Genomic DNA, 26,030 nt, shown 5'->3' on the forward strand with positions numbered 1-26,030 from the left:
GGCGGTACCTCTCCGCCATCCCGGAGGCGCAGGGCTCTCCGTCCTGCGGCTTCTAGAACTACGGAAAGTCGGAGGGGCTGCCGCCACCCCTAGGGGTGATGCGGGCTAGTTATTCTGCTCATGGTTAATTTGGCGGTTGTGACTGCCGACCGCAGATCGCCTCACCTTGAGGGGTGACGTCGCGGCTCTGGCCTTCGTCTATCCAGACTTCTTCGGGGTAGGAGAGCTGGCGAAGGACCAGAAGGACATGAAGTCAAAAGGGAGCAGTGTGCCCGCCGCGGGCACCGAACGAGGGGTTGTTGCCGAAGATCAGGCGCGGGCGCCGGAGGGATCCGGCAGCGCCGTGCTGAGGGGGCAGGCCCAGGAGCCGATCACCGTCGACCGGCCGCAGCTGGGCGAGACGGTCGTCGTCGAGAGCGCGCCCGGCGCGGTCTATCAGTTGGAGTTCGCGCCGGAAGACGTGACCTTCCTGGTCGAGGGCGACAACATCATCATGACCTTCGATGTGGACGGGGACGGCGCCGCCGACTCCCACATCGTCTTCCTGGGGCTTGCCGGCATGGCGGGCGAGCCCGACGCGCCGACGCTGATGATCGCCGGCGTCGACTACGATATTTCATCCCTCATGGCCGCGGCCGAGAGCCTGGAAGAGGCCCGCGAGATGGCCGAGGCCGAAGTCGCCGGACTGCCGGAGACCGCCGGTGGCGAGCCGGGCCCCGCGGGACCGCGGGATTCCGGCAGCAGCAAGTACGAGGAAGATTTCAGCGGCCAGGCCCTCACGGGCGGCGGCGAGACGCTGGCTTCGACGGGCGCGCCGCTGGGTGCCGCCTTCGCGCCCGGCGGCGCCTCGGGCACGGTGATCACCGGCCTGCCGCGCCGCTTTACCGAGGCCGACGACGTCGACTCCCTGCCCACTGCCGGCGGCGGCGCTGCCGGGGGTGACGGGGTCGAGGTGCTGGCCGGCCAGGTGGTGGACGGCTACGTCGCCAACGCCACGGTGTTCCGCGACGCCAACAACAACGGCGCGCTGGACGACGGCGAATCCTTCACCACCACCGACATCGACGGCAACTTCACCCTGGAGGGTGGCAGCGGCCCCCTTGTCGCGCTGGGCGGCACCGACGTCTCCACCGGCCTGCCCTTCGACGGGGTCCTGAAGGCGCCGGAAGGCTCGACCGTCATCACCCCGCTGACCACGTTGGTCCAGCAGCTCGTCGAGTCCGGCGACACCGCGGACGCAGCCGAGACCAAGGTGAAGCAGGCCCTCGGCATCGACGAGACCTTCCAGATCTCCAAGACCGATCCGGTTAAGGCCGCCGCCTCGGGCGACAACGCGGCCTTGAAGGCCGTGAAGGCCGGCATCGCCGTGGCCAACACAGCCAAGCAGGTGAAGGCCGCCCTCAAGGGCGGCGGGGCCAGCGACGAGGAGGCGGCCTCCAATGCGGCCTTCAATGCCATCGCCAAGCAGATTTCTGACAATGGCGCGAGCACCGACCTGAAAGACGCCGACCAAGTGAAAACGGTCATCGGCGCTGCGAAAACAACACACGATACTGCGACCGGACAGACCACCACCTTCGACAGCAACGATCTGGACAACGCCGCCAACGTGATCACCGCCACCAACACGGTGGTGGAGAACATCGACACCTCGGGTGGCGGCGGGACGACGACGGAGACGCTGACCAAGCTGGCTCAGGTGGCCCAGGTGGCCCAGAGCAACGCCTCGACGGCAATCGAGGATTCGGTTCAGAACAACGACGACAGCGCCGACGACGCCTACGATGATGCCAGCGAAGTCGAGACCGAAGCTGACAGCGCGGAGGTCGGCGACGTCGACGGTTCCGATCCCCTGACCTCGGGCGCCGACAACTACACCGGCGGGCCCGGCGGCGACGCCATCGACGGCCTCGCCGGCGACGACACCCTGGACGGCGCCGGCGGCGCCGACGCCATCTCCGGCGGCGCCGGTAACGACCTGATCTACGGTGGCAGCGGCAATGACGTGATATCCGGCGGCAGCGGCAACGACACCGTGTTTGGCGGGGCCGGCAACGACGACATCATCGGCAACGCCGGCAGCGATTCCATCGACGGCGGAGACGGCAACGACATCGTGCGCTTCGCAGGCAACGCCAGCGCCTACAGCTTCGTCATCGACGACGGCATCGTGCGGGTCACCCACCTGGCCAGCGGTGCCGTCGACACGCTGACCAACGTCGAGAGTCTGCGCTTTGACGACGGCAAGACGCTGACGCTCGGCAGCGGCGCCCTGGATATCTCCAAGCTGGGCGCGGTCAGCGTCACCTTCGCCAGCCTGGACGGCCTGACCAAGATCACCACCGCGGCCAGCCAGAACATCACCCTGGACGCCACCCAGATCGACACGATCTCGGAGGCCGACGGTACGCTCACCATCGCCGGCGGCGGGGCGGTCAATGTGGTCAATGCCGGGCTCACCCTGCCCAATGACGGCACGGCGCCCAGCGTGCAGAACCTGCTGGGCTTGGAGTTCGACGGCCTGGCCGCGGCCAAGTCGCTGGTCCCGGAGAATCTGACCATCGACGGCAGCCACACGGCAGTCTTCGCGGCCTTCTGGATCCAGCTCGATCTGCTCTACATCGACGGCAGCAACTACCTGAACCTGGACATCAACACGCCGGTCGCCTACCTGGGCAACGACTATGCCGCCTATCTGGCGGCAGGCGGCGAGGCGCTGCTTGATCTGGTGAAGGTGCCCAGCGGGCGCCTGCAGACCCTGCACGACAACCTGCTGGGCAACATCGGCGACAGCCCGATCAACAGCCGCTTCATCAACCATCCGGACGGCAGCCAGCCCGACCCGCGCACCGACACGGGCCAGACCTTCGGCGAACGGCCCTACCACGACGGCTCGGTCGACGGCAGCAACCTCTATGACGATCCGGACCTGGCGGCCTCGACCATCGCCTACGACCTGACCCACGGGGTGCAGTTCCCGGACGGCCTGCCGGCACCCTACGCGGTGCTGGACGGGGCCGACACCCTGATAGGGGACACGGCGGACGACCTCTTCTTCGGCGGCGGCGGTGACGACAGCATCGACGGCGACGACGGCGACGACACGGCGACCTACCTGGGCGGCCGCCTGGACTTCGAGGTCGAGGGCAACGCGGAGGGCGATGTCCTGGTCGCCGACGGCGCCGGCAACCAGGGCGAGGACACCCTGGTCTCCATCGAGACGCTGCAGTTCGAGGACGGCACACTGCGCTTCGGGGCCACCCTGGCGCGCGCCGTGGCGGAGAGCGACGGCGGCGGCACCGACGGCTTCCACCCGGGAAGCGGCAATTCGGACGTCAACTTCACCATCCACGACAACACCGAAGCGAAGGTCGAGGCGGCCATCAAGGCGACGGCACGCTATCACGGCGACCTGGAGTCGGACGGCCAGACCTACTATGCGACGCTGGGCTTCAGCGACAAGGACGCGGACGGCCTGGCCGACGAGAACTCGGAAGTCGGCTTCTGGAACTTCAACTACAGCGTCGTCGACTACGGCGCAGCGGATCTTTCGAACTACGACATCCGCATCACCGCCGACTTCACCGACTACAACGATGTGACGACCACGGGCATCCTGGACTACGACCCCATCGCCCATGACGAGGCGGTGGGCGAGGCCTACTATCAGGATGATACGGGCGCGACCGACGGCAACCAGAACTCCCAGAACATCAGCTGGTACAGCGCCGACTACAACGCCACGGTGCCGGGCATCTACACGGTGGTCCTGACGGTCACCGACAAGGACAGCGGCGAGGTGGTGGCCAAGACCCAGATGCAGGTCGTGGTCGAGGCCGATATCACGGTGGGTGTGGACGGGGATTACACCACGATCCAGGAAGCCATCGACGCGGCCGGCGCCGGCGACACCATCTTCGTGGAACCCGGCACCTACACCGAGAACGTGGTGATCGACAAGCTGGTGAAGCTCTACGGCGCCTTCGGCGATGTCTCGGCCGCCGATGACAGCCGTGACGGCAGCGGCGAGACCCTGCTGGTGGGCAACATCATCCTGCAGGACGGTGCCGACGGCAGCACCATCGACGGCTTCGCCATCCAGGACGGCGACACCATCGGGGGCGGCGAGTCGGCGGGCCTCTACCTCGCCGCCGGCGTGACCGACGTCATCGTCGAGAACAACGTCTTCACGGCGGACGGCAGCTTCACCGGCTCCCCACGCGCGATCCTGACGACCTCGGGCGGCGCCAACAGTGGCCTGATCCTCTCGGATAACAGCTTTGCCGGCTGGGCGACGGGCATCTATCTCAATCCGGGCTCAAGCGACGCCGAGATCATCGGCAACGTCTTCGCCGGCAACAACGTGGGCGTCTCGGTCGACGGGCCGGAGGGCGTGCTCATCTCCGGCAACAGTTTCGCCACCAGCGCTTTCGAGCACCTGGGCCTCGGGCCGGGCGCGGCCAGTCCCACGGTCACCATCGAGGGCAACAGCTTCGACGACAGCGTGCGCAAGATCGGCGTCTACGCCGACGACATCGTGGTGACCGGGGACATCGGCACCGACGCGGTGACCCTGGAGCTGCAGGACGGGGTGCTCGACATCGAGCTGGATGGCGATGCCGACTTCACGGTCGTCGGCAACGACGGCGACAACGACATCATCGGCAACAACGGCGACAACCTGCTGCAAGGCTTTGGCGACGACGATACTCTGACCGGCGGCAGCGGCTCCGACACGCTGCAGGGCGGCGACGGTAATGACCTGCTGCTCGGCGACGGCGCGGGGGTGTCGGACACCGTCGCCCTGTATTCGACCGACTTCGACAACTTCACCGACGGTGCGATCGCCGACGGCTACGAGGGCTGGACGGTGAAGAACGCCGCCCACGACCAGGAGATCGTCGACCTGGACGACGGCGACCATGAGAAGGTCTTCCGCATGTCCAGCGATCCCACTTTCGGGGATTTCGGCGGGCCCTACTCGCCGCCGATCGAGATCGGCGGCGAGGCGCAGCGGGTCGGCGAGCCGCAGACCACCGCCGAGTTCAACAGCATGATCGTCAGCTACGAGTTCAAGGCGGTCAGCGAGACGCCGGACTCCTCGCGCCTGGAAGTGGACATCGGCCGCGAAGGCGAGGTCGACCGCAAGAACTTCCTGGTGCTGGAATGGGACGAGAGCGTCGGGCTGCGCATCGCGGTGAACGAACCGACCACGACCTTTGACCAGTGGTTCACCAACGACTTCCAGGCCTTCACCGGCAACCGCACCCTGGTCGAGGGCCTCGATACGGACGGCGCCCAATGGCACGAGCTGCGCATGGAGTTCCAGTCCTTCGACGGGCCGGACAACGACGTCATCGACGTCTACCTGGATGATGCCCTGATCGGCACCACCACGACCTTCGAGAACTACCGCGACTGGCTGCTGGACGACCACGCGGCCAATGCCGAGGCGACCCTGGCCGCCGGCCTGTTCTTCCGGCCCGGCTCCGGCGGTGTCGAAGGCGACGGCCCGGGCGGCATCAATCAGGGCTTCTACTTCGACAACGTCGAGATCACCGCCTTCAACTCCGCCGACGACAGCCTGGTCGGCGGGGAGGGCGACGACACCCTGAACGGCGGGATCGGCAGCGACACCCTGGTCGGCGGCGAGGGGAGCGACCTCTTCATCTACACCGACATTCTCGATGCCGGCGACGTCATCGAGGGTTTCGACGCGACCGGCGGCGACCAGATCGACCTCGACGGTCTCTTCGACTCCCTGGGGGTGGTGGGGGTCGGCCTGCGCGGCGACCGCGTCGATATTCAGCAGTCGGCGACGGACGGCGATGCGGTCATCTCGATCGACACCGACACCGCAAGCGACGGCTTCGAGCTGGTCCTGGTCACCGTCACCAACGTGACCGGGGACCTCACGATCGACGACCTCAACCTGCAGACGCCTTGAGGAGGAGTGCGTCTTGCCGTGCCGAGAGAACGATCATTTCACCGTCAACGGAGCGCCCGGCTTCGTTGCAAGGACGCCCAGGCTCGCCGCTGACTGCTTTCCCTTCCCCCAAGGGGGCGGGCTTGGGCGTTCCTAGCCCCGGTCTGGCGCCGAATCCGGGTGCTGAGAGTGGCGTGACGGCAGGCATGGTGGATAGGAACCAGCGATTGCGGCAGCCGGCGAGCACGGTTGCGCGGCGCGGCGGCGTCGCGCTGCAGGCGCGCGGCTGCCGCGACGTCAGGGACCCGGGCGCCGGCGGGCTCAACACCCAGCGCATCCCGCCCCGCTGCCCCTACCGCCTCCCCGCGTCCGCCCTGCAGGCCCGCGTCTCCGCGGTGGACCGGGACTTGCTGCTGCAGCTTCCCCACGGCGGGCTGTTGCTGCTGCGCGATCTCATCACCGTCGAGGCCATGGCCGATCCGCCGGTCTTCGAAGTCGGCGCGCGCGACCTGCTGGCCTCCCTGGCCGCCGTCCTGGCCCTGGCCGAGGGTGGCGGCGCCCCCCTGTGGTCGCTCTATTCCCGCTCCCCCAGCCCCTCGCCGCCACCCAAGCGCGATCTCGGCCCGGTGATCGCGGCGCTGCGGCGCGACGGCATTCTGCCGGAGGCCGAATCTCCTGAGTGGGATCTGCTTTAGCCGGGCGGCCTCACCGCTGCGTTCCCCCCGATTCCGGCTGCTTCAACCCCCTGCCTTCCCGCCGTTCCCCCCCTCAGGGGTGAAGAATTCGCTACACAGAGCGGCCGTCGCCGCTAGACTGCCGCAGCCGTCCGTTGCGTCCTGCGACCCGCGGGCGGCGCCGGGAAACCTTGAGGGTAGTTCGTTGAGGAAGCGCAGGGACAACGGAGAGAGCCGCCTGGACGACGCGGCGCGGGCCGGCTGGCTCTACTACGTGGCCGGCAACACCCAGGACGAGATTGCCGCCAAGCTCGGCATCTCCCGGCAGTCCGCCCAGCGCCTGGTTTCGCTGGCGGTCTCCGAGGGCCTGGTGAAGGTCCGCCTCGACCACCCCCTGGCCAACTGCCTGGAACTGGCCACGCGGCTGCGTGAGCGTTTCGGCCTGGCGCTCTGCGAGGTCGTGCCCACGGACCCGGCCTCGGACTCCTCGACGCTGGGCGTCGCCGATGCCGCGGCGGCGGAGATGGAGCGCCGCCTCAAGTCGCCGGAGACAATGGTCATGGCGATCGGCACCGGCCGCACCCTCAAGGCGGCGGGCGAACTGCTGCCGCGCGTCGACGCGCCGGACAAGAAGATCGTCTCGCTGACCGGCAACTTCACGCCGGACGGCGCGGCGGCTTTCTACAGCGTCATCTTCACCATGGCCGAGGTGGTCAACGCCCGGCACTACCCGCTGCCGATGCCGGTCATCGCCGCCTCGCCGGAAGAGCGCGACCTGCTGCACCAGCAGATCATCGTTCGCACCACGCTGGATCTGGCGGCCCAGGCCGACGTGACCTTCCTCGGCATCGGCGAGCTCGCCCCGCGCGCGCCGCTGCAGGAGGACGGCTTCATCACCAAGGCGGAGCTGGCGGCGCTGCAGAAAGCCGGCGCCGTGGCGGAGATCATCGGCTGGGCCTTCGATGCCGAGGGCCGGATGATCCAGGACCTGACCAACGCGCGGGTCGCTTCCGCGCCGCTGCCCTCGCCGGAGCGCTCGCTGGTCGTCGCCGTGGCCAAGGGGGAGGCCAAGCTGCCGGGCATCCGGGCGGCCGTGAGCCGGCCGCTGGTCAACGGACTCATCACCGATGAGTGGACGGCCGGAAAACTTCTGGCCGAGCGCTAACCTCTTTCTTCCTCTCGCAAAACTGCCGAATTCGATGGTTTGCCGCGGCCTTTGTTGTGCGCCGCAGCAACGAATCCTTCTTGACGTCATCGGCCTACTTGTGAGTAATTGCTCTCAACGTAGGCAATTGCTCAATAACGCCTCGGGGAGGAAATCATGAGATTCATGCCGATTTTGTTGGGTACCTGTGCCGCGGCGCTGCTTGCCGGGCAGGCTCTTGCCGAGACCACGCTGACCATCGCGACGGTCAACAACGGCGATATGATCCGGATGCAGAAGCTGACGGACGACTTCACCGCCAAGCACCCCGACATCAAAGTCGAGTGGGTGACCATGGAAGAGAACGTGCTGCGCCAGAAGGTGACGACCGACATCGCCACCAAGGGCGGCCAGTACGACATCATGACCATCGGCACCTACGAAGTGCCGATCTGGGCGAAGCAGGGCTGGCTGGTGCCGCTCGAAAGCCTCGGCGCCGACTACGACGTCGACGATCTGCTGCCGGCCATCCGCGGCGGCCTGACCGTCGAGGACAAGCTCTACGCCGCGCCCTTCTACGGCGAAAGCTCCATGGTGATGTACCGCACCGACCTCTTCGAGAAGGCGGGGCTGGACATGCCGGACGCGCCGAGCTGGGACTTCGTCGCCGAGGCGGCGCGCAAGATCACCGACAAGGACAACGAAGTCTACGGCATCTGCCTGCGCGGCAAGGCCGGCTGGGGCGAGAACATGGCCTTCCTGACGGCCACCGCAAACTCCTTCGGCGCGCGCTGGTTCGACGAGAACTGGCAGCCGCAGTTCGACCAGCCGGAATGGAAGCAGACTCTGCAGTTCTATGTCGACCTGATGGAGGACGCCGGCCCTCCGGGAGCCTCCTCCAACGGCTTCAACGAGAACCTGGCGCTGTTCCAGACCGGCAAGTGCGGCATGTGGATCGACGCCACCGTTGCCGCTTCCTTCGTGACCAACCCCGATGAATCGCAGGTCGCCGACAAGGTCGGCTTCGCCCTGGCGCCGGACAATGGCCTGGGCAAGCGCGGCAACTGGCTGTGGGCCTGGTCGCTGGCCGTGCCGGCGGGTTCGGAGAAGACCGAGGCGGCGCAGGAGTTCATCTCCTGGGCGACCGGCAAGGACTATGCGAAACTGGTCGCGGCCAAGGAAGGCTGGGCCAACGTGCCGCCGGGCACCCGCACCTCCCTCTACGAGAACCCGATGTACCAGGAAGCGGCGCCCTTTGCCGAGATGACCCTGGAGTCCATCAAGGCGGCCGATCCCAAGCACCCGACGGTCGATCCCGTTCCCTACGTCGGCGTGCAGTTCGTGGCGATCCCCGAGTTTCAGGGCCTCGGCACGGCGGTGGGCCAGCAGTTCTCGGCGGCCCTGGCCGGCCAGGTCTCCGTCGACCAGGCGCTGAAGAATGCGCAGACCCTCACCGAGCGTGAGATGAAGCGCAGCGGCTACATCAAGTAGCTTTTCCTCCCGGCGGGCCGCCCGTCCTCCCAACCACGGGCGGCCCGCAACTTTTTTCTCAGCGACGACGATTCACCTTTCGGCGCCTATCCTGAAGGCGCGGAGCGGAAGGGAGGAAGCCATGGCGACCAAGCAAACGCAGGTTACGGCCAAGATCATGATGTCTCCGGCGGTTCTCATGCTGCTGGCCTGGATGATCGTGCCGCTGGGCATGACGCTCTACTTCTCCTTCCTGCGCTACAACCTGCTGATGCCGGGCATGGAGGAATTCACCGGCTTCGGCAATTACGAATTCTTCCTGACTGATCCCGCCTTCCTGGAAGCCCTGGGCAACACGCTGCTGCTCGTCGGCGGCGTGCTGCTGGCCACCGTGATCGGCGGCACCTTCCTCGCCATCCTGATTGACCAGCCCATCTGGGGGCGCGGCATTGTGCGGCTGCTGGTCATCGCACCCTTCTTCGTCATGCCGACGGTTTCCGCGCTGGTGTGGAAGAACATGCTGATGCACCCGGTCAACGGGCTCTTCGCCTGGATCACCCGCGGCCTCGGCGCGGAGCCGGTGGACTGGTTGGCCGACCTGCCGCTGTTTTCCATCACCGTGATCGTCGCCTGGGGCTGGCTGCCCTTCGCCACGCTGATCATCCTCACCGCTCTGCAGTCGCTGGACAGCGAGCAGAAGGAAGCCGCGGAGATGGACGGCGCCGGCCCGATCTCGATCTTCTGGTTCATCACCCTGCCGCACCTGTCGCGGGCCCTGACGGTAGTTACCCTGATCGAAACCATCTTCCTGCTGTCGGTCTTCGCCGAGATCTACGTCACCACCGGCGGCGGGCCCGGCACCGCCAGCACCAACCTGCCCTTCCTGATCTACATTCAGGCCTTGCTGCAGTACGACGCGGGCACCGCCTCGGCCGGCGGCGTGGTGGCCATCATCCTGGCGAATATCGTCGCGATCTTCCTGATCCGCATGATCGGCAAGAACCTGGAGACCTGAGCCATGGCGCGCGCAGTCACCACCCAACGCAAGCTCGCTTTCACGATCATCGCCTGGACCGTCGGGCTCACCCTGTTCTTCCCGGTGCTCTGGACCATCCTCACCAGTTTCAAGACGGAGGGGGAGGCCATCGCCACACCACCCACCTTCTTCTTCTTCGACTGGACCCTGGAGAACTACGTCGAAGTGCAAGAGCGCTCCAACTACCTGCGCCACGCGATGAACTCCGTGGTCATCTCCGTGGGCTCGACCCTGCTCGGGCTGCTCGTGGCCATTCCGGCGGCCTGGTCCATGGCCTTCTCCCCGACGAAGCGGACCAAGGACATCCTCATGTGGATGCTCTCCACCAAGATGCTGCCGGCAGTCGGTGTGCTGATGCCGATCTACCTCATGTGCCAGTGGCTCGGCCTGCTCGATTCGCTGGTCGCGCTGGTGGCCATCCTCATGCTGATGAACCTGCCGATCATCGTGTGGATGCTCTACACCTACTTCAAGGAGATCCCGGGCGACATTCTCGAGGCCGCGCGCATGGACGGCGCCTCCCTGGGCAAGGAAATCATCTATGTGCTGACGCCCATGGCCGTGCCGGGGATCGCCTCGACCCTGCTGCTCAACATCATCCTGGCCTGGAACGAGGCCTTCTGGACCCTGAACCTGACGGCGTCGAAGGCGGCGCCGCTGACCGCCTTCATCGCCTCCTATTCCAGCCCGGAGGGTCTGTTCTGGGCCAAGCTGTCGGCGGCCTCGACCCTGGCCATCGCGCCGATCCTGGTCATGGGCTGGTTCAGCCAGAAACAGCTGGTCCGCGGCCTCACCTTCGGCGCAGTGAAATAGGCGTCGCAGTCAAATAGGGAGCAAGAACCATGGGCGCAATCACCCTGGAGAAGGTGACCAAGAGCTTCGGCGACGTATCGGTCATCCCGGGCGTCGACCTGGAGATCGCCGAGGGCGAGTTCGTCGTCTTCGTCGGCCCCTCGGGCTGCGGCAAGTCCACCCTGTTGCGGCTCATCGCCGGCCTGGAGGACGTGACCTCGGGCACGATCAAGATCGACGGCGTCGACGCCACCGGTACCTCGCCGGCCAAGCGCGGCCTGGCGATGGTCTTCCAGTCCTACGCGCTCTATCCGCACATGAGCGTCTACAAGAACATTGCCTTCCCGCTGAAAATGGCCGGCGTTGACGAAGCCACCATCAAGCAGAAGGTGGAGAGCGCCGCGGCCACCCTGAATCTGACGAACTACCTGGACCGCCGTCCGGGCCAGCTTTCCGGCGGTCAACGCCAGCGCGTCGCCATCGGCCGCGCCATCGTGCGCGAGCCGGCGGCCTTCCTCTTCGACGAGCCCCTGTCGAACCTGGATGCCGCCCTGCGCGTCAACATGCGCCTGGAAATCAGCGAACTGCATAACTCGCTGGCGACCACCATGATCTACGTGACCCACGACCAGGTCGAGGCCATGACCATGGCCGACAAGATCGTCGTGCTGCACGACGGCTACATCGAGCAGGTCGGCTCGCCGCTGGAGCTCTACCGCAACCCGGCCAACGTCTTCGTCGCCGGCTTCATCGGCTCGCCAAAGATGAACCTGCTAGAAGGCGCGGCGGCGGCCAAGTACGACGCCCACACCATCGGTATCCGCCCCGAGCATATCGAACTTTCGACCGAGGGCGGCGAGTGGTCCGGCGTGGTCGGCGTCGCCGAGCACCTGGGCTCCGACACCTTCCTGCACGTGAACGTCGACAACATCGGCCTGGTGACGGCGCGGGTCAACGGCGAGTTCGGCGTGCGTCACGGCGACCGGGTGTGGGTTACGCCCCCGGCCGACCGTCTCTACCGCTTCGGTGCGGACGGACTGGCCCTGTAATGGCCCGCCTGGACGGCAAGACGGCTCTCATCACCGGGGCGGCCCGCGGCATCGGCCTGGCCTTCGCCCGGGCCTATGCCGCCGAGGGCGCCAGCGTGGCGCTGGGCGACATCGACCTGGCGCGGGCCGAGGAGTCGGCCGCGGCCATCGGGCCGCAGGCCTTCGCCCTGCGGATGGACGTGACCGATCAGGCCTCCATAGAGGCGGCGGTGCAGGCCGTGGAGGCACGCGGCGGCATCGATATCCTGGTGAACAACGCCGCCCTTTTCGACCTGGCGCCCATCGTGGAGATCACGCGTGAGAGCTACGAGCGCCTCTTCTCCGTCAACGTCGCCGGCGCGCTCTTCACGCTGCAGGCGGCGGCCCGCGGCATGATCCGGCGCGGCCAGGGCGGCAAGATCATCAACATGGCCAGCCAGGCCGGGCGTCGCGGCGAGTCGCTGGTCGCCGTCTACTGCGCCAGCAAGGCGGCGGTGATCAGCCTTACCCAGTCGGCCGGCCTCAACCTCATCGAACACCGCATCAACGTGAACGCCATCGCTCCCGGTGTGGTCGAGGGTGAGCACTGGGACGGGGTCGATGCCCTCTTTGCCAAGTACGAGAAGCGCCCCCGCGGGGAGAAGAAGCGCCTTGTCGGGGAAGCCGTGCCTTATGGCCGTATGGGACGGGCCGAGGATCTGACCGGAATGGCGGTCTTCCTGGCGAGTTCCGAAAGCGATTACGTCGTCGGACAGACCTACAACGTCGACGGCGGCAACTATCTGAGCTGAGAGGCCTGGTGACATGTATCTGGACAAACTGAAACTCGACGGCCGTGTCGCCGTGGTAACCGGCGGAGGTCAGGGCATCGGCGCCGCCTGCGCCCAGGCGCTGGGCGAGGCGGGGGCCAAGGTGGTGGTGGCCGAACTGATCCCGGAGCGGGCTACGGCTTGCGCGGAAATGCTGGGCCGCCAGGGCCTGGAGGTGGAGGCCATGGAACTGGACGTCACCCAGTCGGGGCAGGTCGACGAACTGGCCGCCAAGGTGAAGCGCGACCACGGCCGCATCGACATCCTGGTGAACAATGCCGGCGTCGCGAAGAGCGACGTGCGCGCAGAGGACACCAGCGACGATCACTGGCGCTTTCACATGAAGGTCAACGTCGACGGCCTGTTCTGGTGCTGCCGCGCCTTCGGCCGCGAGATGCTGAACCAGGGCAACGGCTCCATCGTGAACATCGGCTCCATGTCGGGCTTCATCGTCAACAAGCCGCAGCCGCAGTCCTTCTACAATGCCTCCAAGGCCGCCGTGCATCACCTGACGCGCTCGCTGGCCGCGGAGTGGGCGGCGCGCGGCGTGCGCGTCAACGCGGTGGCGCCGACCTATATCGAAACCCCGCTGACCGCTTTCGGCATCGAGGAGAACCCAGAGATGTACAAGGTCTGGCTGGAGATGACCCCCATGGGCCGGGTCGGCCAGCCGGAGGAGATCGCCTCGGTGGTCCACTTCCTCGCCTCCGATGCCGCCAGCCTCGTCACCGGCGCCATCGTCGCCGCCGACGGCGGCTACACCTGCTGGTAGCCCGCTCCGGCGGCGGATCGGCGCAGTCCCGTGAACGCGACCCCCATCAGCCTCGTCATCTTCGATTGTGATGGTGTGCTGGTGGACAGCGAGCCGCTGGCCCTGCGTCTGCTGCTGCAGACGCTGGCCGAGGCCGGTGTCGAGCTGGCCCCCGAGGAGGCTTACGAGGCCTTCCTCGGCAAGAGCCTGGCCACGGTCTGCGGCATTCTGCGCCGCGACTACGGCGTGGATGTCGACGCCGCCGCGCTGGAGCGCATGCGCGCCCGGCTGAATGCGGCGATCCGCGAGGAACTGCGGCCCATTCCCGGCATCGCCGACACGCTCGCCAAGCTGTCGCATCGGGTCTGTGTCGCCTCTTCCAGCCAGGTCGAACGCATCCGTCTTTCCCTGGCGGTGACCGGCCTCGAGCGCTTCTTCGGCGATGACGTCTTCAGTGCCACCATGGTCGCGCGGGGCAAGCCGGCGCCGGACCTTTTCCTCTTCGCGGCGCAACGGATGCACGCCGCGCCGGAGCATTGTATGGTGGTCGAGGACAGCCCCGCCGGCGTCACCGCGGCGCGCGAGGCCGGCATGCAGGTGCTGGGATTTACCGGCGGCAGCCACGCGCAGGCGGCCACGCACCGCGAGAAGCTGCGGGCGCTGCGGCCGACGGGCGTCTTCGACGACATGGCGGCCTTGCCCGGTCTGCTGGCGGGATTGGAGAAGGACCGGAAGGTATCCTGATGGGTGACTTGGTGGTTGGGGTCGATGTCGGCACCGGCAGTGCCCGGGCCGGCGTGCTGGGACGGGACGGCAAGCTGCTGGGCCGGGCCGAGCACCCCATCGACATGAACCAGCCGCAGACCAACCACAGCGAGCACGATTCGGAGCAGATCTGGGCGGCGGTGGGTTCCGCCGTGCGCGGGGCCCTAGCGGCCGCCGGGGCCGCGGGCGGCGACGTCGCCGGCATCTCCTTCGACGCCACCTGTTCGCTGGTGGTGCGCGACCCCGCCGGCGGTCAGCTCAGCGTCTCCACCGGCGGCGAAGCGCGCTGGGACACCATCGTCTGGCTCGACCACCGGGCGCTGGCGGAGGCCGAGGAGTGCACCGCCACCGGACACCGGGTGCTCGACTACATCGGCGGCGTCATGTCGCCGGAGATGGAGACGCCGAAACTCATGTGGCTGAAGCGCCACCTGCCGCAGTGCTGGGAGGGGGCGGGCCACTTCTTCGACCTCGCCGACTTCCTCACCTGGAAGGCCAGCGGCAAGGCGGCGCGCTCTCAATGCACGGTGACCTGCAAGTGGACCTACCTGGGCCACGAGAACCCCGGCTGGCAGCAGGATTTCTTCGAACAGGTCGGGCTCGGCGACCTGCGTGCGCGCGGCGGCCTGCCGGAGCGGGCCAGCCCCATCGGCGCGGACCTGGGCCCGCTGAGCGAGGCGGCGGCCGCGGAGCTGGGCCTCACCACCGCCTGCCGCGTCGGCGCCGGGCTCATCGACGCCCATGCCGGGGCGCTGGGCGTGCTGGGCGGCTACGCCGGCGATCCCGCAGGGATCGACCGCCACCTGGCGCTCATCGCCGGCACCTCCAGCTGCGTCATGGCGCTCTCCGCCGAGCCGCGGCCGACCCAGGGCGTCTGGGGCCCCTATTTCGGCGCGCTGCTGCCGGACTGCTGGCTGAACGAAGGCGGCCAATCGGCCACCGGCGCGCTGCTGGACCACATCATCCGCTGGCACAGCGCCGGTGGCAGCCCCAGCGCCGAGGGCCACCGGCGCATCACCCAGCGCATCATGGAGCTGCGCCGGGATGCGGGCCTCGACCTCGCCGGACGCCTGCACGTCCTGCCGGACTTCCACGGCAACCGCTCGCCCCTGGCCGACCCCCACGCGGTCGGCGTCATCAGCGGCCTGACGTTGGATTCTTCTTTCGACAGCCTGTGCAAGCTCTATTGGCGCACCGCCGTAGGCATCGCGCTCGGCGTGCGCCACATCCTGGAAGCGCTGAACGCGCGCGGCTACGGCATCGACACCCTGCACGTCACCGGCGGCCACCTGAAGAACCCGCTGCTCATGGAGCTCTACGCCGACGCCGTCGGCTGCAAGGTGATCGAACCGGCGGCGGAGGATGCGGTGCTGCTGGGCAGCGGCATGGTGGCGGCTACGGCGGCGGGCATCTACGACAGCCTGCGCAGCGCCGCCGAGGGCATGCAGCAGGGCGGCCAGGAGCGCCATCCCAACCCGGCGGCGCGGCCCCGCTTCGACCGGGACTACGCGGTCTTCCTGAAGATGCACGAACAACGCCGCGCCCTGGACGCGCTTTGCCAGGGCGGCGCCGGCTGACCGCAGCCGCGTCGCGCTCTATTCCTCGAACAGCGGCGGCGTCTTGTCGTCGTCGTCGTCTACACTTTCCACTGAGCTGCGCTTGTCGGCGGGGGTGCTCTCCTCGACGTCCACCGGCTCTTCCTCCAGCAGCGAGGGCGATTCGTCGGTGCCTTCGGTATAGCTGTAAGGCCGCTTCGGCTGCTTGCCCTTGCGGGGGTCTGTCTCGGCGCGGTTCATGGTGTCCCTCCTTCCCAGCCTGGGAACAGCAAAGCAGCAGCACACCACCGCCACCTTGATGTGGGTCAAGACCCGAGTATGCGCCCTTTCACGAGGCGGTGCAGCAGCCAGGTTCCCAGCAGCGCCAGGGCCAGCAGGGCGATCGCGGTCAGGCCGTTGTCCAGCAGCTCCGGCGCGGCGATCAGGACCGCGCCGAGGCCCAGCATCATCAAGCCCGACAGCAGCTTCAGCACGCGACCCTCGCCGGCGCTCAGCTTGCGGCTGCCCAGCGTGAAGGTGAAGACGACGACGATGACCAGCAGCGGCAGCACGTAGACCAGATTGTAGAATGCCAGGTAGAGGTAGTAGCCGGCGGTCGACAGCTCGTTCAGGGTCAGGGCCCGGGTGTAGACCAGCGGAAATCCGGTGGAGCAGAGCAGTTCGTAGGTATTGGCCGCCAGGGCCAGGACCACGGTGCCGGCCAGCATCGCCGGCAGGCTGTCGGCCGCCAGCAGGCCGCGCATACGCGCGAAGAGCCCCGGCTTGCGCCCCTCGGGGATTTCCAGGGAGGGGCCCTGGCCGGCCAGGAAGAAATCCTTGATGTTGATGACGGCCAGCGCGCCGGCGACGAGGCCGGCGATCAGGGTCACCGCGCGCAGACCCTCCAGCACCAGGAAGAAATGCAGCCAAGCGGCCATGAAGAGGAAATAAAGCAGGCCGGAGAACACCACGAAGACGCCGCCGACCAGCAGCATGCGCCGCCGGCTGTGCGCGTGGGCCAGAAGGCTCAGCAGGAACAGCAGCACGAAGAAGGCGCAGGGGTTGAAGGCGTCCACCCCGCCCAGCACCAGGGTCAGGACGGGCAGGGAGAGCTGCTCGGCTTGTAGGCTGCCGAAGAGGGGCAGGGCGACCTCCTGAGCCGGGGCCTCCGCGGCTTCCACCCCGGCGGCCGCTCCGGGCGCTCCTCCGGCCGCCACGTCCTGCTGCAGCAGGTCGTGGCAGGAGTCGGCGGCCGGGGCCAGGACGCCGCCGGTGGTCTCGGCGAAGGCGACGATCATCTGGCCGCAGATGAAGGAGGCGGGCACGCCCAGGATCTCCTCGTCCAGGGCGGCGGCGAAGTCGGCGAAGAGGGCGCGGTTCTCCGCCGAGGAGTCGACCTCATAGGACTCCAGCTTCAGCCAGGGCCGCCGCAGCAGCAGCCCCGGCAGGAAGCGCTCCGCCTCGGCGCAGTAGGGGCAGGTCGCGGAATAGAAGAAGTGCAGCGAGACCTCGACCTCGCCCTGGGGAGTGACCCGGTACCAGGGATTCTCTTCGCCGTCCTGGGCCGCGGCCGGCGCCGTCTCGGCGAAGACGGTGGCCAGCAGCAGGATGCAGAAGAGGAGTTTCTTCACCAGGGTCATGCCGTTCCGGGGGCTCAAGGAAAACGCGCGGCCTTCAGCCCGCCGCAAAGGGCGCCACCTCGATCTTGTTGTGCACCCTATCGACGCCGAAGACGTACCAGGCATCGTACTCCGCCATCTCGCGTTCGCTCTCGCTGGGTACCAGCCCGGCCAGGGTGACCACGGCGTCGACGGTGCCGACGATGACCTGCCCGGCGTTGACGAAGGGGTCCTTCTCCAGAGCCATGCGCACGGCGCCGGTGATCTCGGCGTCGTTGTCCGGCTCTTCGGGGGTGACGCCCAGGCCGTTGACGACGTCGCGGCTGCCCGGCACCCACCAGGCCAGGACGCCGGCCAGGCGCTTGAACTCCAGGCCCGGCACCTCGCCGTCCAGCGTCACCACCCCTTCGGCGACTGAAAGGCGGATCCAGCCGCGCTTGCGCTCGGCAGGCTCGCGCAGCGTCTGCTCCTCGCCCTTGGCGATCTCGGACAATGCCAGCTCGGCGAAAGCCGGCTCCTGCTCCAGCGCGCGGCGCACCAGGTCGCGGACCTCGCCGTCCTCCAGGCGTTCGGCCGGGGCGACATGCAGGCGGTCGATGATGCCGGTGACGCCCGGCACCGCGGCGGCCAGCTCCAGGGCCAGCTTCTTGGCGGCGATGTCCGGCATCTCGCCTTCCAGCGTCAATGTGCCGGCGTCGAACTCCAAGTTGCCGTGCGGTGCCTTGGGGCCGATGCGCGGCTCGCTGCGCCAAGCCCGGCGAACGGCGTTGAGGACGTCTTGTGCAGTCTGCGTGGAGGGCATGGGACGGCTCTCGCTGGGAGAAGGTGATGCTATGCTGCGGCGACGGCGCCCCGGCCACATTGACGTGGGTCAAGCGCCGCGGCAAGGCCAGGAGAGGAGCCCGGTGGAAATGGCAGCGGAAATGGCGGAAGACAGGGTAGAGGCGCTGGAAACTGCCGCCTTTCACATGGTCACCGGAATCCCCAAGGCGACCGCAGACCTGCCCGTTGCGGTGGTGGTGGAGGAGCTGCGCGGGCACCTCTTCGACTGTGCGGACTGCATTTTCGTGACCGACAGGGAGGGCCGCTTCACCGGGATCGTGCGCATCAACGACCTGCTGGCCGCCGCGCCGGAGGAGGAGATCGGCGACATCGTCGAGGAACGCCACGGCACCGCGCAGCTCGGCGACGACCAGGAGCACATCGCCCTCCTGGCCATGGAAAAGGACATGATCGCGGTGCCGGTGCTGGACGGCGCGGGAAAGCTGGTGGGCGCGGTGCCGCCCGATGCTCTGCTCGATATCCTGCGTCACGAACACATGGAAGACCTGCAGCGCCTGGCCGGCATCCAGCGCCATCGCGACGGCGCGGCTGAGGCCCTGGAGGCGCCGATACACGACCGCGTGCGCCGCCGCCTGCCCTGGCTCATCGTCGGCCTGGTGGCCTCCACTGCGGCGACAGGCGTAGTGGCCCTCTTCGAGGAAACCTTGAATGCCAACGTCACCATCGCCTTCTTCGTGCCGGCGCTGGTTTACATCGCCGGGGCCATCGGCACCCAGGCGGTCTCGGTGGCGGTGCGCGCCCTTTCGGTGGTGGAGGTGGGCCTGGTCCGCCTGATGCGCGACGAGCTGATCATCGGCCTGTTCATCGGCCTCGCCATGGGGCTGCTCTCCGCCCTGCCGGTCTACCTGATCTTCGGCGACGGCCCCCTGGCCGTGGCGCTGGGGCTGGCGGTGCTGGGCGCGGGCACGGTCTCGGCGGTGGTCGGCTTCGGCCTGCCCTGGGCCTTTCAGCGCTTCGGCTTCGACCCGGCGCTGGGCAGCGGTCCGGTTTGCACGATCATCCAGGACGTGGCCAGCCTCGCGATCTATTTCATGCTGGTCACCGCGATCGTGATCTGAACCGGCCGGTCAACCTTTCCAGGCGCGCGAGACCTTCACCGCCTCGTCGAACCTGGCCAGCAGGTTGCCGCGCGCCGCCGCCGGCTCCACCACCTGTGCCGTGCCGCCTTCCGCCACGTTGCGGCCACAGGCCAGGGCGGCCAGTTTCGCCGTGCCGCTGCCGGTCAGCTCGGCGTTGGTGGAGACCTTGAGTTCGCGCTCCAGGATGTCGGCAAGAAACTGCAGGAAGTAGGGATTGGCCGACATGCCGCCGTCGATGGACAGCGGGCCGCTGGCCGGCAGCAGGCTGCTCATGGCCTGGACCACCTCGGCGGCGCGGCAGGCCACGCCCTCCAGGATGGACTTCATCAGCTCCGCCGGGCCGTGGTCGATGGACAGCCCGACCCAGGTACCGCGCGCCTGGCGGTCCCAATGCGGGCAGGCGAGGCCGGAGAGCGCGGGCACGAAGGCAAGGCCGCCTTCCAGGGCCGGCGGCCCCTCCAGGCGGTTCAGCCAGTCGAAGTCCTGGAACAGGCCGAGGCCGCGTCCCCAGTTGACCGCGGCGCTGGCCGAGTAGACGCCGCCGTCCAGGGCGTAGACCGGCTTCTCGCCGGCCAGCTGCCAGGCCACGGTGGGCAGCAGGCCCTTGTCCGGTGCGCGCAGGATCTCCGCGCCGGTCAGCATGAGGACGAAGGCGCCGGTGCCGAAGGTGATCTTCACGTCGCCGGCGGTGCGGCAACCGTGACCGTAGAGCGCCGCCTGCTGGTCGACCAGGCTGGCGGTCACCGGCACCGCCTTGCCATTCACGTCCAGGGCGCCGAAGTCGCCGGTGGTGGGCACGATCTTCGGCAGGCATTCCATCGGCACGCCGAAGAGGCGGCAGAGCTCCGCGTCCCACTGGCCGCTCTCCAGGTTCATGAGAGAGGTGCGCGAGGCGGTGGTGATGTCGGTGACGCAGCGCCCGGTCAGGCGGTCCAGGAAGAAGGCGTCGGTGGTGCCCAGACGCAGCTTGCCCTGGTCCAGCAGGTGCCTGGCCTCCGGCAGGTTTTCCACGATCCAGCCCAGCTTGGCGGCGGAGAAGTAGGCGTCCAGCGGCAGGCCGGCGCGTTCCAGGGTCAGCGTCTCTGCCCCCTGGGCCTTCAGCTGGACGATGGTCTCCGCCGTGCGGGCGTCCTGCCAGACGACGACGGGTGAGACGGCCTCCTTGGTCTCGGCGTGCCAGGCGAGGCAGCTTTCCCCCTGGTTGTCGATGCCGAAGGCCTCCGGCGCCTCGACTGCTTCGGCGCAGGCGCGGATGCTGGCGATCAGTTCCTCCGGGTCGTGCTCGACCCAGCCGGGTCGCGGATAGATCTGGCGGTGCTCCACCGCCTTGACCACGCGCGCCGTGCCGTCGGCCTCCAGGGCCAGGGCGCGGGTGCTGGTGGTGCCTTGATCGATGGCGGCGATGGTCATGTCACGCGACCTCGGAAAAGCGGAGAGAAAGAGTCGCGCCGCGCACCTTGCCGACGACGTCGTGCAGCGGCAACAGCAGCCGGCGCTCCGGCAGTACGGAAAGGGTCTTGGACCAGACGACGGTGTCGCCGTCGCGCGCCTCCAGTTTCCCGCCGGCGGCCCGCGTCACGCGCAGCTGCAGATGAGTCAGGGCGCCGTCGGAAAAAGGCAGGGCGATGCGCTGGGGCAGCGCCAGCTTGATCGCCGGATGGTCGACGACGATCTCCAGATGGCGCTCGGCGGCGGGCAGCCTGCCGGCCAGGCACTCGGTCAGCACGTCGCCGGCGGCGACGCCTTCGTGCCAGCTCCAGCCCGCGGTCTCCACCGGGCGCAGCAGGTTGCCGGCGGCGAAGAAGTCGGGGTCGGAGCAGCGCCCGAACTGGTCGATGACCGGACCGCCGCTGCCGGGATCGAGTTCCAGATGGCCCAGGCGGCAGAGCGTCGCCTCCGGCGTGAAGGCGCCGGTGACGATAACGCCGTCGCAGTCCAGCACCTGCTCCGCGCCGCCGGGCCCGCGCAGGGTTACGCCCTCGACCCGCTCCTTGCCGTGGATGGTGACAAGCTCCGTGCCGAGATGCAGGGGAACACCGAAGAGGCGCGGCAGGGCCCGGGTAAAGCTGCGCGCGGTGACTCTTTCGCCGGGCTCGACCATCGCCACCGGGCGGATGCCCGCGTGGCGGCAGGTGAAGATGGCCGAGAAGGAGACCAGCTCGCTGCCCAGGATCACCGGCCGCGCGAAGGGCCGCTTGTGGGCCAGGTAAACCAGGGACTGCAGCGCCCCTGTGGAGACCACGCCCAGCGGGCGCTGGCCGCCGATGAAGCGGGCGGCGCGGCTGGTCTCGCGCACGCCGGTGGCCAGCAGCACCTTCTTGGCGGTCATGTCGGCCGCGCCGCCGGGTGTCGAGAGGCTGAGCCTCGGTCCCGGCGTGATCCCGGTCACGGTGGTCTGCGGATAGATCTCGACGCCGGCGTCCTCGGCGCGGGCCACCAGGCGCCGGGCGTAGTCGGGGCCGCGCAGCAGGCGGTGGAACTCGCGCAGGCCGAAGGGGTAGTGGCCGCAGTGGCGCGGGATGCCGCCGGCCCGGGGTTCGCGGTCCAGCACCGCGACCGAGGCGACGCCGTGTTCCTTCAAGCGGGTGGCGGCGGCGAGGCCCGCCGGGCCGCCGCCGACGACGGCGACCTCGACCGCCTGCGGCAGGGCCTTGGCGTCACCCGGCATCGCGGTCGTCCTCCGCCAGCGGGCTGTCGAAGCGCCCTTCGGTGATCTGCGACAGGGCGCCCAGGCAGTAAAAGCCCTGGCAACGTCCCATGGTGACGCGGGTGCGCCGCTTCAGGCCCGAGAGGCTCTGCGCGGCCAGCGGACCGTCCAGCGCCGCCTCGATCTCGCGCCGGGTCACCAGCTCGCAATGGCAGACGATGCCACCGTTGTCCGGCCGGGCCCAGGCGCGCTCGGCGTAGTCGGTCAGCACGCCGGCCCGGGGCCAGGCGACCTGCTGCGGCGGCCGGTAGCTGTCGCCGAAGGAGACCAGCAGGCGGTGCACTTCGCGCGCCAGGCCGAGGGCGCTGCTCAGCCCCGTCGAGCGGATGCCGCCGACGGTGACGTAGCGTTGCTCCGCGCGCGCCTTTACCTGGTAGTCCTTGTGTTCGCTGGCGGGGCGCAGGCCGGCGTAGGTGGCGGTGACGGGCAGCGCGGCCAGGGCGGGCAGCATCTCGATGCCCTTGGCGCGCAGCATCTGCAGCGTCGCGCCGTCGGTCGAGGCGTCGTCGCGGCTGTCCTGGTCCTCGGCGGTCGGCCCGACCAGCAGGTTGCCGAAGCTGGTGCGGCAGATGACCACGCCTTTGGTCTTGGCGGTCGGTACCGGCAGGATGATCGACTGGGCGAGGCGGGCCGCGGCCTTGTCGAAGACCACGAACTGGCCTTTGCGCGGGCGGATGGTGAAACCGCTTTCGCCCAGCAGGCGCTGGTCGACGATATCGCCGTAGAGCCCGGCGCAGTTCACCACGGCGCGGCTGCGCAGCGGCCCGCCGGAGGTCTCAAGCTCCCAGGTCTCCCCGTCGAAGGCGCCGCCCAGCACCTCGCTGCCGCGCCGGCAGGCGGCGCCGTTGTCCAGGGCCTGCTGCAGGTAGACGCTGGGCGCGCTCCAGGGGTCGATGACGTATTCGCGCGGTACATTGAAACCGGCCCGGACCCGGGGCGAGAGATTGGGTTCAAGCGCCAGGATCTCCGCCCGGCTCAGCGCTGCGACGTCGTCGACCCCGTTGGCGCGCGCCTGTTCCATCAGCGCCGGCAGGCGGGCTTCCTCCTCCTCGTTCCAGGCCAGCACCAGGGCGCCGCAGGTGAGCAGCGGCAGGTTCAGCCTCTCGCGGATTTCCAGGTACTCGCGGTAGCCGGCGGCGATGCAGGCCTGCTCCAGGGAGCCCGGCGGCGCATCGAAGCCGGTGTGCAGGATGCCGCTGTTGCCCTTGCTGGCGCCGTCCAGGATGTCGACGGCTTTCTCGACCACCTGGACCCTGGCGCCTTCCAGGGTCAGCCGCCGCGCCACGGCACAGCCCACGACCCCGGCGCCGATGACCGTGACGTCGAAAGTCTCTGCCGGGGCGTCTGGCATGACGGAGGCGAGGTCCTTGTGGCTGGCGCCGGCCGGGGAAGCGGCCTCGCGGCGCCTGGCTGCTTTCGGAATTTGCGCTTGCCCCGCAAAGAGCCGCCGCCTACCGTACTCAAGCCTGCCCTTTCGGTCAATAGAATGGCGAGCAAGTGAACATAAAATATCTAAGTAAAAACAATAAGTTGAAAGATATTTTGTGGATTCGGGCAATGCGAAGCAATGCCTTTGGTCAAACCTCTGCGCGCAATCTGGCGGGAGATCGCCCTTGAAGAGCAAGACGCGTCCCCTTGGGCCCAAGCTGCGCCAGGAAAAAATCGCCGAGGCCGTGCGCCGCCACGGCAGGGTCAGCGTCGAGCAGCTCGCGGCCCGCTTCAAGACTTCCCACGAGACCATCCGCCGCGATCTCAGCGCCCTGGCGGAGACCGGCAGCGTGCAGAAATTCCACGGCGGCGCCAAGCTGCCGCGCCGCCAGGAGGAGGGCCCTTTCCGCGAGCGCATGGCGCTGAACGCGGTGGCCAAGCGCGTGGTCGCGGAAAAGGCGGCGGGCCTCATCGCGCCCGGGGACACGATCTTCATCGACACCGGTTCCACGACCCTGATGTGCGCGGAGGAGATCGCCAAGATCGGCGGGCTGACGGTGATCACCAATTCCACACGTATCGCGGCGGTGATGTCGGAGCGTGGCAACCGCACGGTGATTTTTCTGCTGGGCGGCCGATTCGACGGCGATAACCAGGAAACTGTCGGCCCGACGGCGATTTCCGAGATTCAATCGTTCCATGCCGACCACGCCCTGATTACCATCGGTGCCTTGGACGCGGCGGCCGGCGCCACCGACTTCAACTTCGACGAGGCCCAGGTGGCCCGGGCGATGATGGAGAACGCCGACAACCTGATCGTGGTGGCCGATGCGTCGAAGTTTCAAAACCGGGCGGCTTTCACGGTCTGCCCGTTGGAGCGCATCGGCGCGCTGGTCAGCGACCGTACGCCGCCGGGCGAACTGGAAGCGGCCCTGGCGGCGGCCGAGGTCTCGGTCCACTGAGAAGCGTTCCACTGACGAGGGGGGCAAGGAAAGATCTAGAAGGAACATTTACCGGCCGGGCGCGCGACTGCGCCAAGGGGCATCCGCCCGAGGGGAACTTCGGGGGCCGGTAACTGTAATGGGCTTCCCCGAGCTCGCTTCGTGGCCTTCGGGCCGCGTTCAAGTGAGGCGAGGTTTCGGGTCTGAACGACAGGTCACGTCTGGGGGAGGCTGGTTAGAGAAGTGAATCCGTATAAAACAGGAGAAGGCAATGACGAAGAAGTCACAACCTAACAAGGCAGGGAAGGCGGCCGACAAGACAGTCAGCACGGGGCGCCGCTCATTTCTAAAGAACGCCGGCATCGGCGGCACGGCGGTAGCCGCCTCGACCTTGGCGGCCCCCTACGTTCACGCGCAAAGCGCGCCGATCAAGTGGCGCCTGCAGACCTATTCGGGCGCGCCGCTGGGCGCCCATGTCATCAAGCCGCAGATCGAGGCCTTCAACAAGGCGGCGAACGGCGAGATGGAGATCGAGCTCTACTACGCCGACCAGCTGGTCCCGACCTCGGAGCTGTTCCGCGCCCTGCAGAACGGCACCATCGACGCGGTGCAGAGCGACGACGCCACCATGGCCTCGCCGGTCGATATCTCCGTCTTCGGCGGCTACTTCCCCTTCTCCACGCGCTACAGCCTGGACCTGCCGGTGCTGTTCCAGCGCTACGGCCTGAACGAGATCTGGAAGGAAGCCTATGACGAGGTCGAGGGCGTGGAGTGGCTGAGCGCCGGCGCCTGGGATCCGCTGCACATCTTCACCAAGGAGCCGATCAACTCCCTGGCCGACATGAACGGCAAGCGCGTCTTCGGTGTGCCGACCGCCGGCCGCTTCCTGGCCCGCTACGGCCTGATCCCGGTCACCGTTCCCTGGGACGACGTGGAAGTCGCCATTCAGACCGGCGAGCTGGACGGCGTCGCCTGGTGCGGCTTCACCGAAGCCTACGAGGTGGGCTGGGCCGACGTCTGCAACTACGCGCTGCTCAACAACGTGACCGGCGCCTGGTGCGGCTCCTACTTCGCCAACACCGACTCCTGGGCGAAGGTGCCGGACCACCTGAAGGAGCTGTTCCTCATCACCTGCGACCAGTCGCACTACTACCGCAACGTCTGGTACTGGGGCGGTGAGGCGCAGCTGCGCGCCGAGGGCAAGAAGATGGAACTGACCACCATCCCCGCCGAGGAGTGGGACCAGGTGGTGAAGGACGCCGAAGGCTTCTGGGACGAACTCGCCGCCGAAAGCCCGCGCGCGGCCCGCGTCATCGAAATCTTCAAGAAGTACAACGCCACCATGGAACAGGTCGGCGTTCCCTACCGCTACTCCTGATCCCCCGGATCAGCGGGTTTCAAAGGGGCGGGCGCCCGGGGGGGCCCGCCGCCCGCTTGTTTTTTGGGGCGGGGTCCGCCCCCCCCCCCGCTCCCGGGGGGCGGG

At 68.1% G+C, this 26,030-nt stretch carries 20 protein-coding genes; 14 read left to right on the forward strand and 6 right to left on the reverse strand.

The window, feature by feature from the left end; all coding sequences use genetic code 11:
- Positions 1-247 precede the first annotated feature (247 nt).
- The 11 genes from H7X47_RS05210 to H7X47_RS05260 all read left to right on the forward strand — a co-directional run bounded on the left by H7X47_RS05210 (position 248) and on the right by H7X47_RS05260 (position 15,972).
- A complete protein-coding gene (locus tag H7X47_RS05210) occupies positions 248-5,947 on the forward strand; it encodes a NosD domain-containing protein (RefSeq protein ID WP_193367595.1) in 5,700 nt (1,899 codons plus the stop codon).
- Between the two features lie 206 nt (positions 5,948-6,153).
- Positions 6,154-6,621, forward strand: coding sequence for a hypothetical protein (locus H7X47_RS05215; RefSeq protein WP_193367596.1), 468 nt, complete (start codon positions 6,154-6,156; stop codon positions 6,619-6,621).
- A 184-nt stretch (positions 6,622-6,805) separates the two neighbouring features.
- Positions 6,806-7,765 carry a sugar-binding transcriptional regulator gene (locus H7X47_RS05220; protein ID WP_193367597.1) on the forward strand — a complete coding sequence of 320 codons (960 nt, stop codon included), beginning with the start codon at positions 6,806-6,808 and terminating at the stop codon, positions 7,763-7,765.
- Between the two features lie 165 nt (positions 7,766-7,930).
- Entirely contained in the window at positions 7,931-9,235 is a 1,305-nt protein-coding gene (locus H7X47_RS05225) for an ABC transporter substrate-binding protein (RefSeq protein WP_227010230.1), read from the forward strand.
- Positions 9,236-9,356: 121 nt separating this feature from the next.
- The gene (locus H7X47_RS05230) at positions 9,357-10,229 is read left to right on the forward strand and encodes a carbohydrate ABC transporter permease (protein WP_193367599.1); all 873 of its coding nucleotides are present in this window, start codon (positions 9,357-9,359) and stop codon (positions 10,227-10,229) included.
- Positions 10,230-10,232: 3 nt separating this feature from the next.
- A complete protein-coding gene (locus tag H7X47_RS05235) occupies positions 10,233-11,063 on the forward strand; it encodes a carbohydrate ABC transporter permease (RefSeq protein ID WP_193367600.1) in 831 nt (276 codons plus the stop codon).
- 29 nt (positions 11,064-11,092) lie between these two features.
- The gene (locus tag H7X47_RS05240) at positions 11,093-12,091 is read left to right on the forward strand and encodes an ABC transporter ATP-binding protein (RefSeq protein WP_193367601.1); all 999 of its coding nucleotides are present in this window, start codon (positions 11,093-11,095) and stop codon (positions 12,089-12,091) included.
- Complete coding sequence (locus tag H7X47_RS05245; protein WP_193367602.1) at positions 12,091-12,861, forward strand: L-iditol 2-dehydrogenase; 771 nt, start codon at positions 12,091-12,093, stop codon at positions 12,859-12,861. Before H7X47_RS05240 ends, H7X47_RS05245 begins: the two co-directional genes overlap by 1 nt.
- Before the next feature lie 13 nt (positions 12,862-12,874).
- A complete protein-coding gene (locus H7X47_RS05250; RefSeq protein ID WP_193367603.1) occupies positions 12,875-13,651 on the forward strand; it encodes an SDR family NAD(P)-dependent oxidoreductase in 777 nt (258 codons plus the stop codon).
- 30 nt (positions 13,652-13,681) lie between these two features.
- Complete coding sequence (locus H7X47_RS05255) at positions 13,682-14,374, forward strand: HAD family hydrolase (protein ID WP_193367604.1); 693 nt, start codon at positions 13,682-13,684, stop codon at positions 14,372-14,374.
- Positions 14,374-15,972 carry an FGGY-family carbohydrate kinase gene (locus H7X47_RS05260; RefSeq protein ID WP_193367605.1) on the forward strand — a complete coding sequence of 533 codons (1,599 nt, stop codon included), beginning with the start codon at positions 14,374-14,376 and terminating at the stop codon, positions 15,970-15,972. The genes H7X47_RS05255 and H7X47_RS05260 overlap by 1 nt, the downstream gene beginning before the upstream one ends.
- A gap of 18 nt (positions 15,973-15,990) precedes the next feature.
- Here the strand turns inward: H7X47_RS05260 and H7X47_RS05265 are convergent, their stop codons facing one another.
- The 3 genes from H7X47_RS05265 to H7X47_RS05275 all read right to left on the reverse strand — a co-directional run bounded on the left by H7X47_RS05265 (position 15,991) and on the right by H7X47_RS05275 (position 18,351).
- Complete coding sequence (locus tag H7X47_RS05265; protein WP_193367606.1) at positions 15,991-16,191, reverse strand: hypothetical protein; 201 nt, start codon at positions 16,189-16,191, stop codon at positions 15,991-15,993.
- Positions 16,192-16,256: 65 nt separating this feature from the next.
- Entirely contained in the window at positions 16,257-17,588 is a 1,332-nt protein-coding gene (locus H7X47_RS05270; RefSeq protein ID WP_193367607.1) for a hypothetical protein, read from the reverse strand.
- 16 nt (positions 17,589-17,604) lie between these two features.
- Positions 17,605-18,351 carry a BON domain-containing protein gene (locus H7X47_RS05275; protein WP_193367608.1) on the reverse strand — a complete coding sequence of 249 codons (747 nt, stop codon included), beginning with the start codon at positions 18,349-18,351 and terminating at the stop codon, positions 17,605-17,607.
- A gap of 109 nt (positions 18,352-18,460) precedes the next feature.
- On the opposite strand from H7X47_RS05275, the gene H7X47_RS05280 reads away from it, so the two are divergent.
- On the forward strand, positions 18,461-19,450 hold the full coding sequence (locus H7X47_RS05280; RefSeq protein ID WP_193367609.1) for a magnesium transporter: 990 nt from the start codon (positions 18,461-18,463) through the stop codon (positions 19,448-19,450).
- 9 nt (positions 19,451-19,459) lie between these two features.
- On the opposite strand, the gene H7X47_RS05285 is transcribed toward H7X47_RS05280, so the two are convergent.
- The 3 genes from H7X47_RS05285 to H7X47_RS05295 are packed head-to-tail and all read right to left on the reverse strand — an operon-like array spanning position 19,460 to position 23,529.
- Positions 19,460-20,881: an FGGY family carbohydrate kinase gene (locus tag H7X47_RS05285; protein ID WP_193367610.1), complete on the reverse strand. Its 1,422-nt coding sequence runs from the start codon at positions 20,879-20,881 to the stop codon at positions 19,460-19,462.
- A gap of 1 nt (position 20,882) precedes the next feature.
- Positions 20,883-22,139 (reverse strand): NAD(P)/FAD-dependent oxidoreductase, encoded by a 1,257-nt coding sequence (locus tag H7X47_RS05290; RefSeq protein ID WP_193367611.1) that lies wholly within the window; start codon positions 22,137-22,139, stop codon positions 20,883-20,885.
- Positions 22,129-23,529 carry an NAD(P)/FAD-dependent oxidoreductase gene (locus H7X47_RS05295; protein WP_193367612.1) on the reverse strand — a complete coding sequence of 467 codons (1,401 nt, stop codon included), beginning with the start codon at positions 23,527-23,529 and terminating at the stop codon, positions 22,129-22,131. The genes H7X47_RS05290 and H7X47_RS05295 overlap by 11 nt, the downstream gene beginning before the upstream one ends.
- A gap of 262 nt (positions 23,530-23,791) precedes the next feature.
- Here H7X47_RS05295 and H7X47_RS05300 point away from each other — a divergent pair, with 262 nt between their 5' ends.
- Together H7X47_RS05300 and H7X47_RS05305 are read left to right on the forward strand one after the other, a co-directional pair.
- A complete protein-coding gene (locus H7X47_RS05300) occupies positions 23,792-24,568 on the forward strand; it encodes a DeoR/GlpR family DNA-binding transcription regulator (protein ID WP_193367613.1) in 777 nt (258 codons plus the stop codon).
- A 250-nt stretch (positions 24,569-24,818) separates the two neighbouring features.
- Positions 24,819-25,925, forward strand: coding sequence for a TRAP transporter substrate-binding protein (locus tag H7X47_RS05305; RefSeq protein WP_193367614.1), 1,107 nt, complete (start codon positions 24,819-24,821; stop codon positions 25,923-25,925).
- Positions 25,926-26,030: the final 105 nt, after the last annotated feature.

It is taken from the genome of Pelagibius marinus (assembly GCF_014925385.1).
Lineage (GTDB): Bacteria > Pseudomonadota > Alphaproteobacteria > Kiloniellales > Kiloniellaceae > Pelagibius > Pelagibius marinus.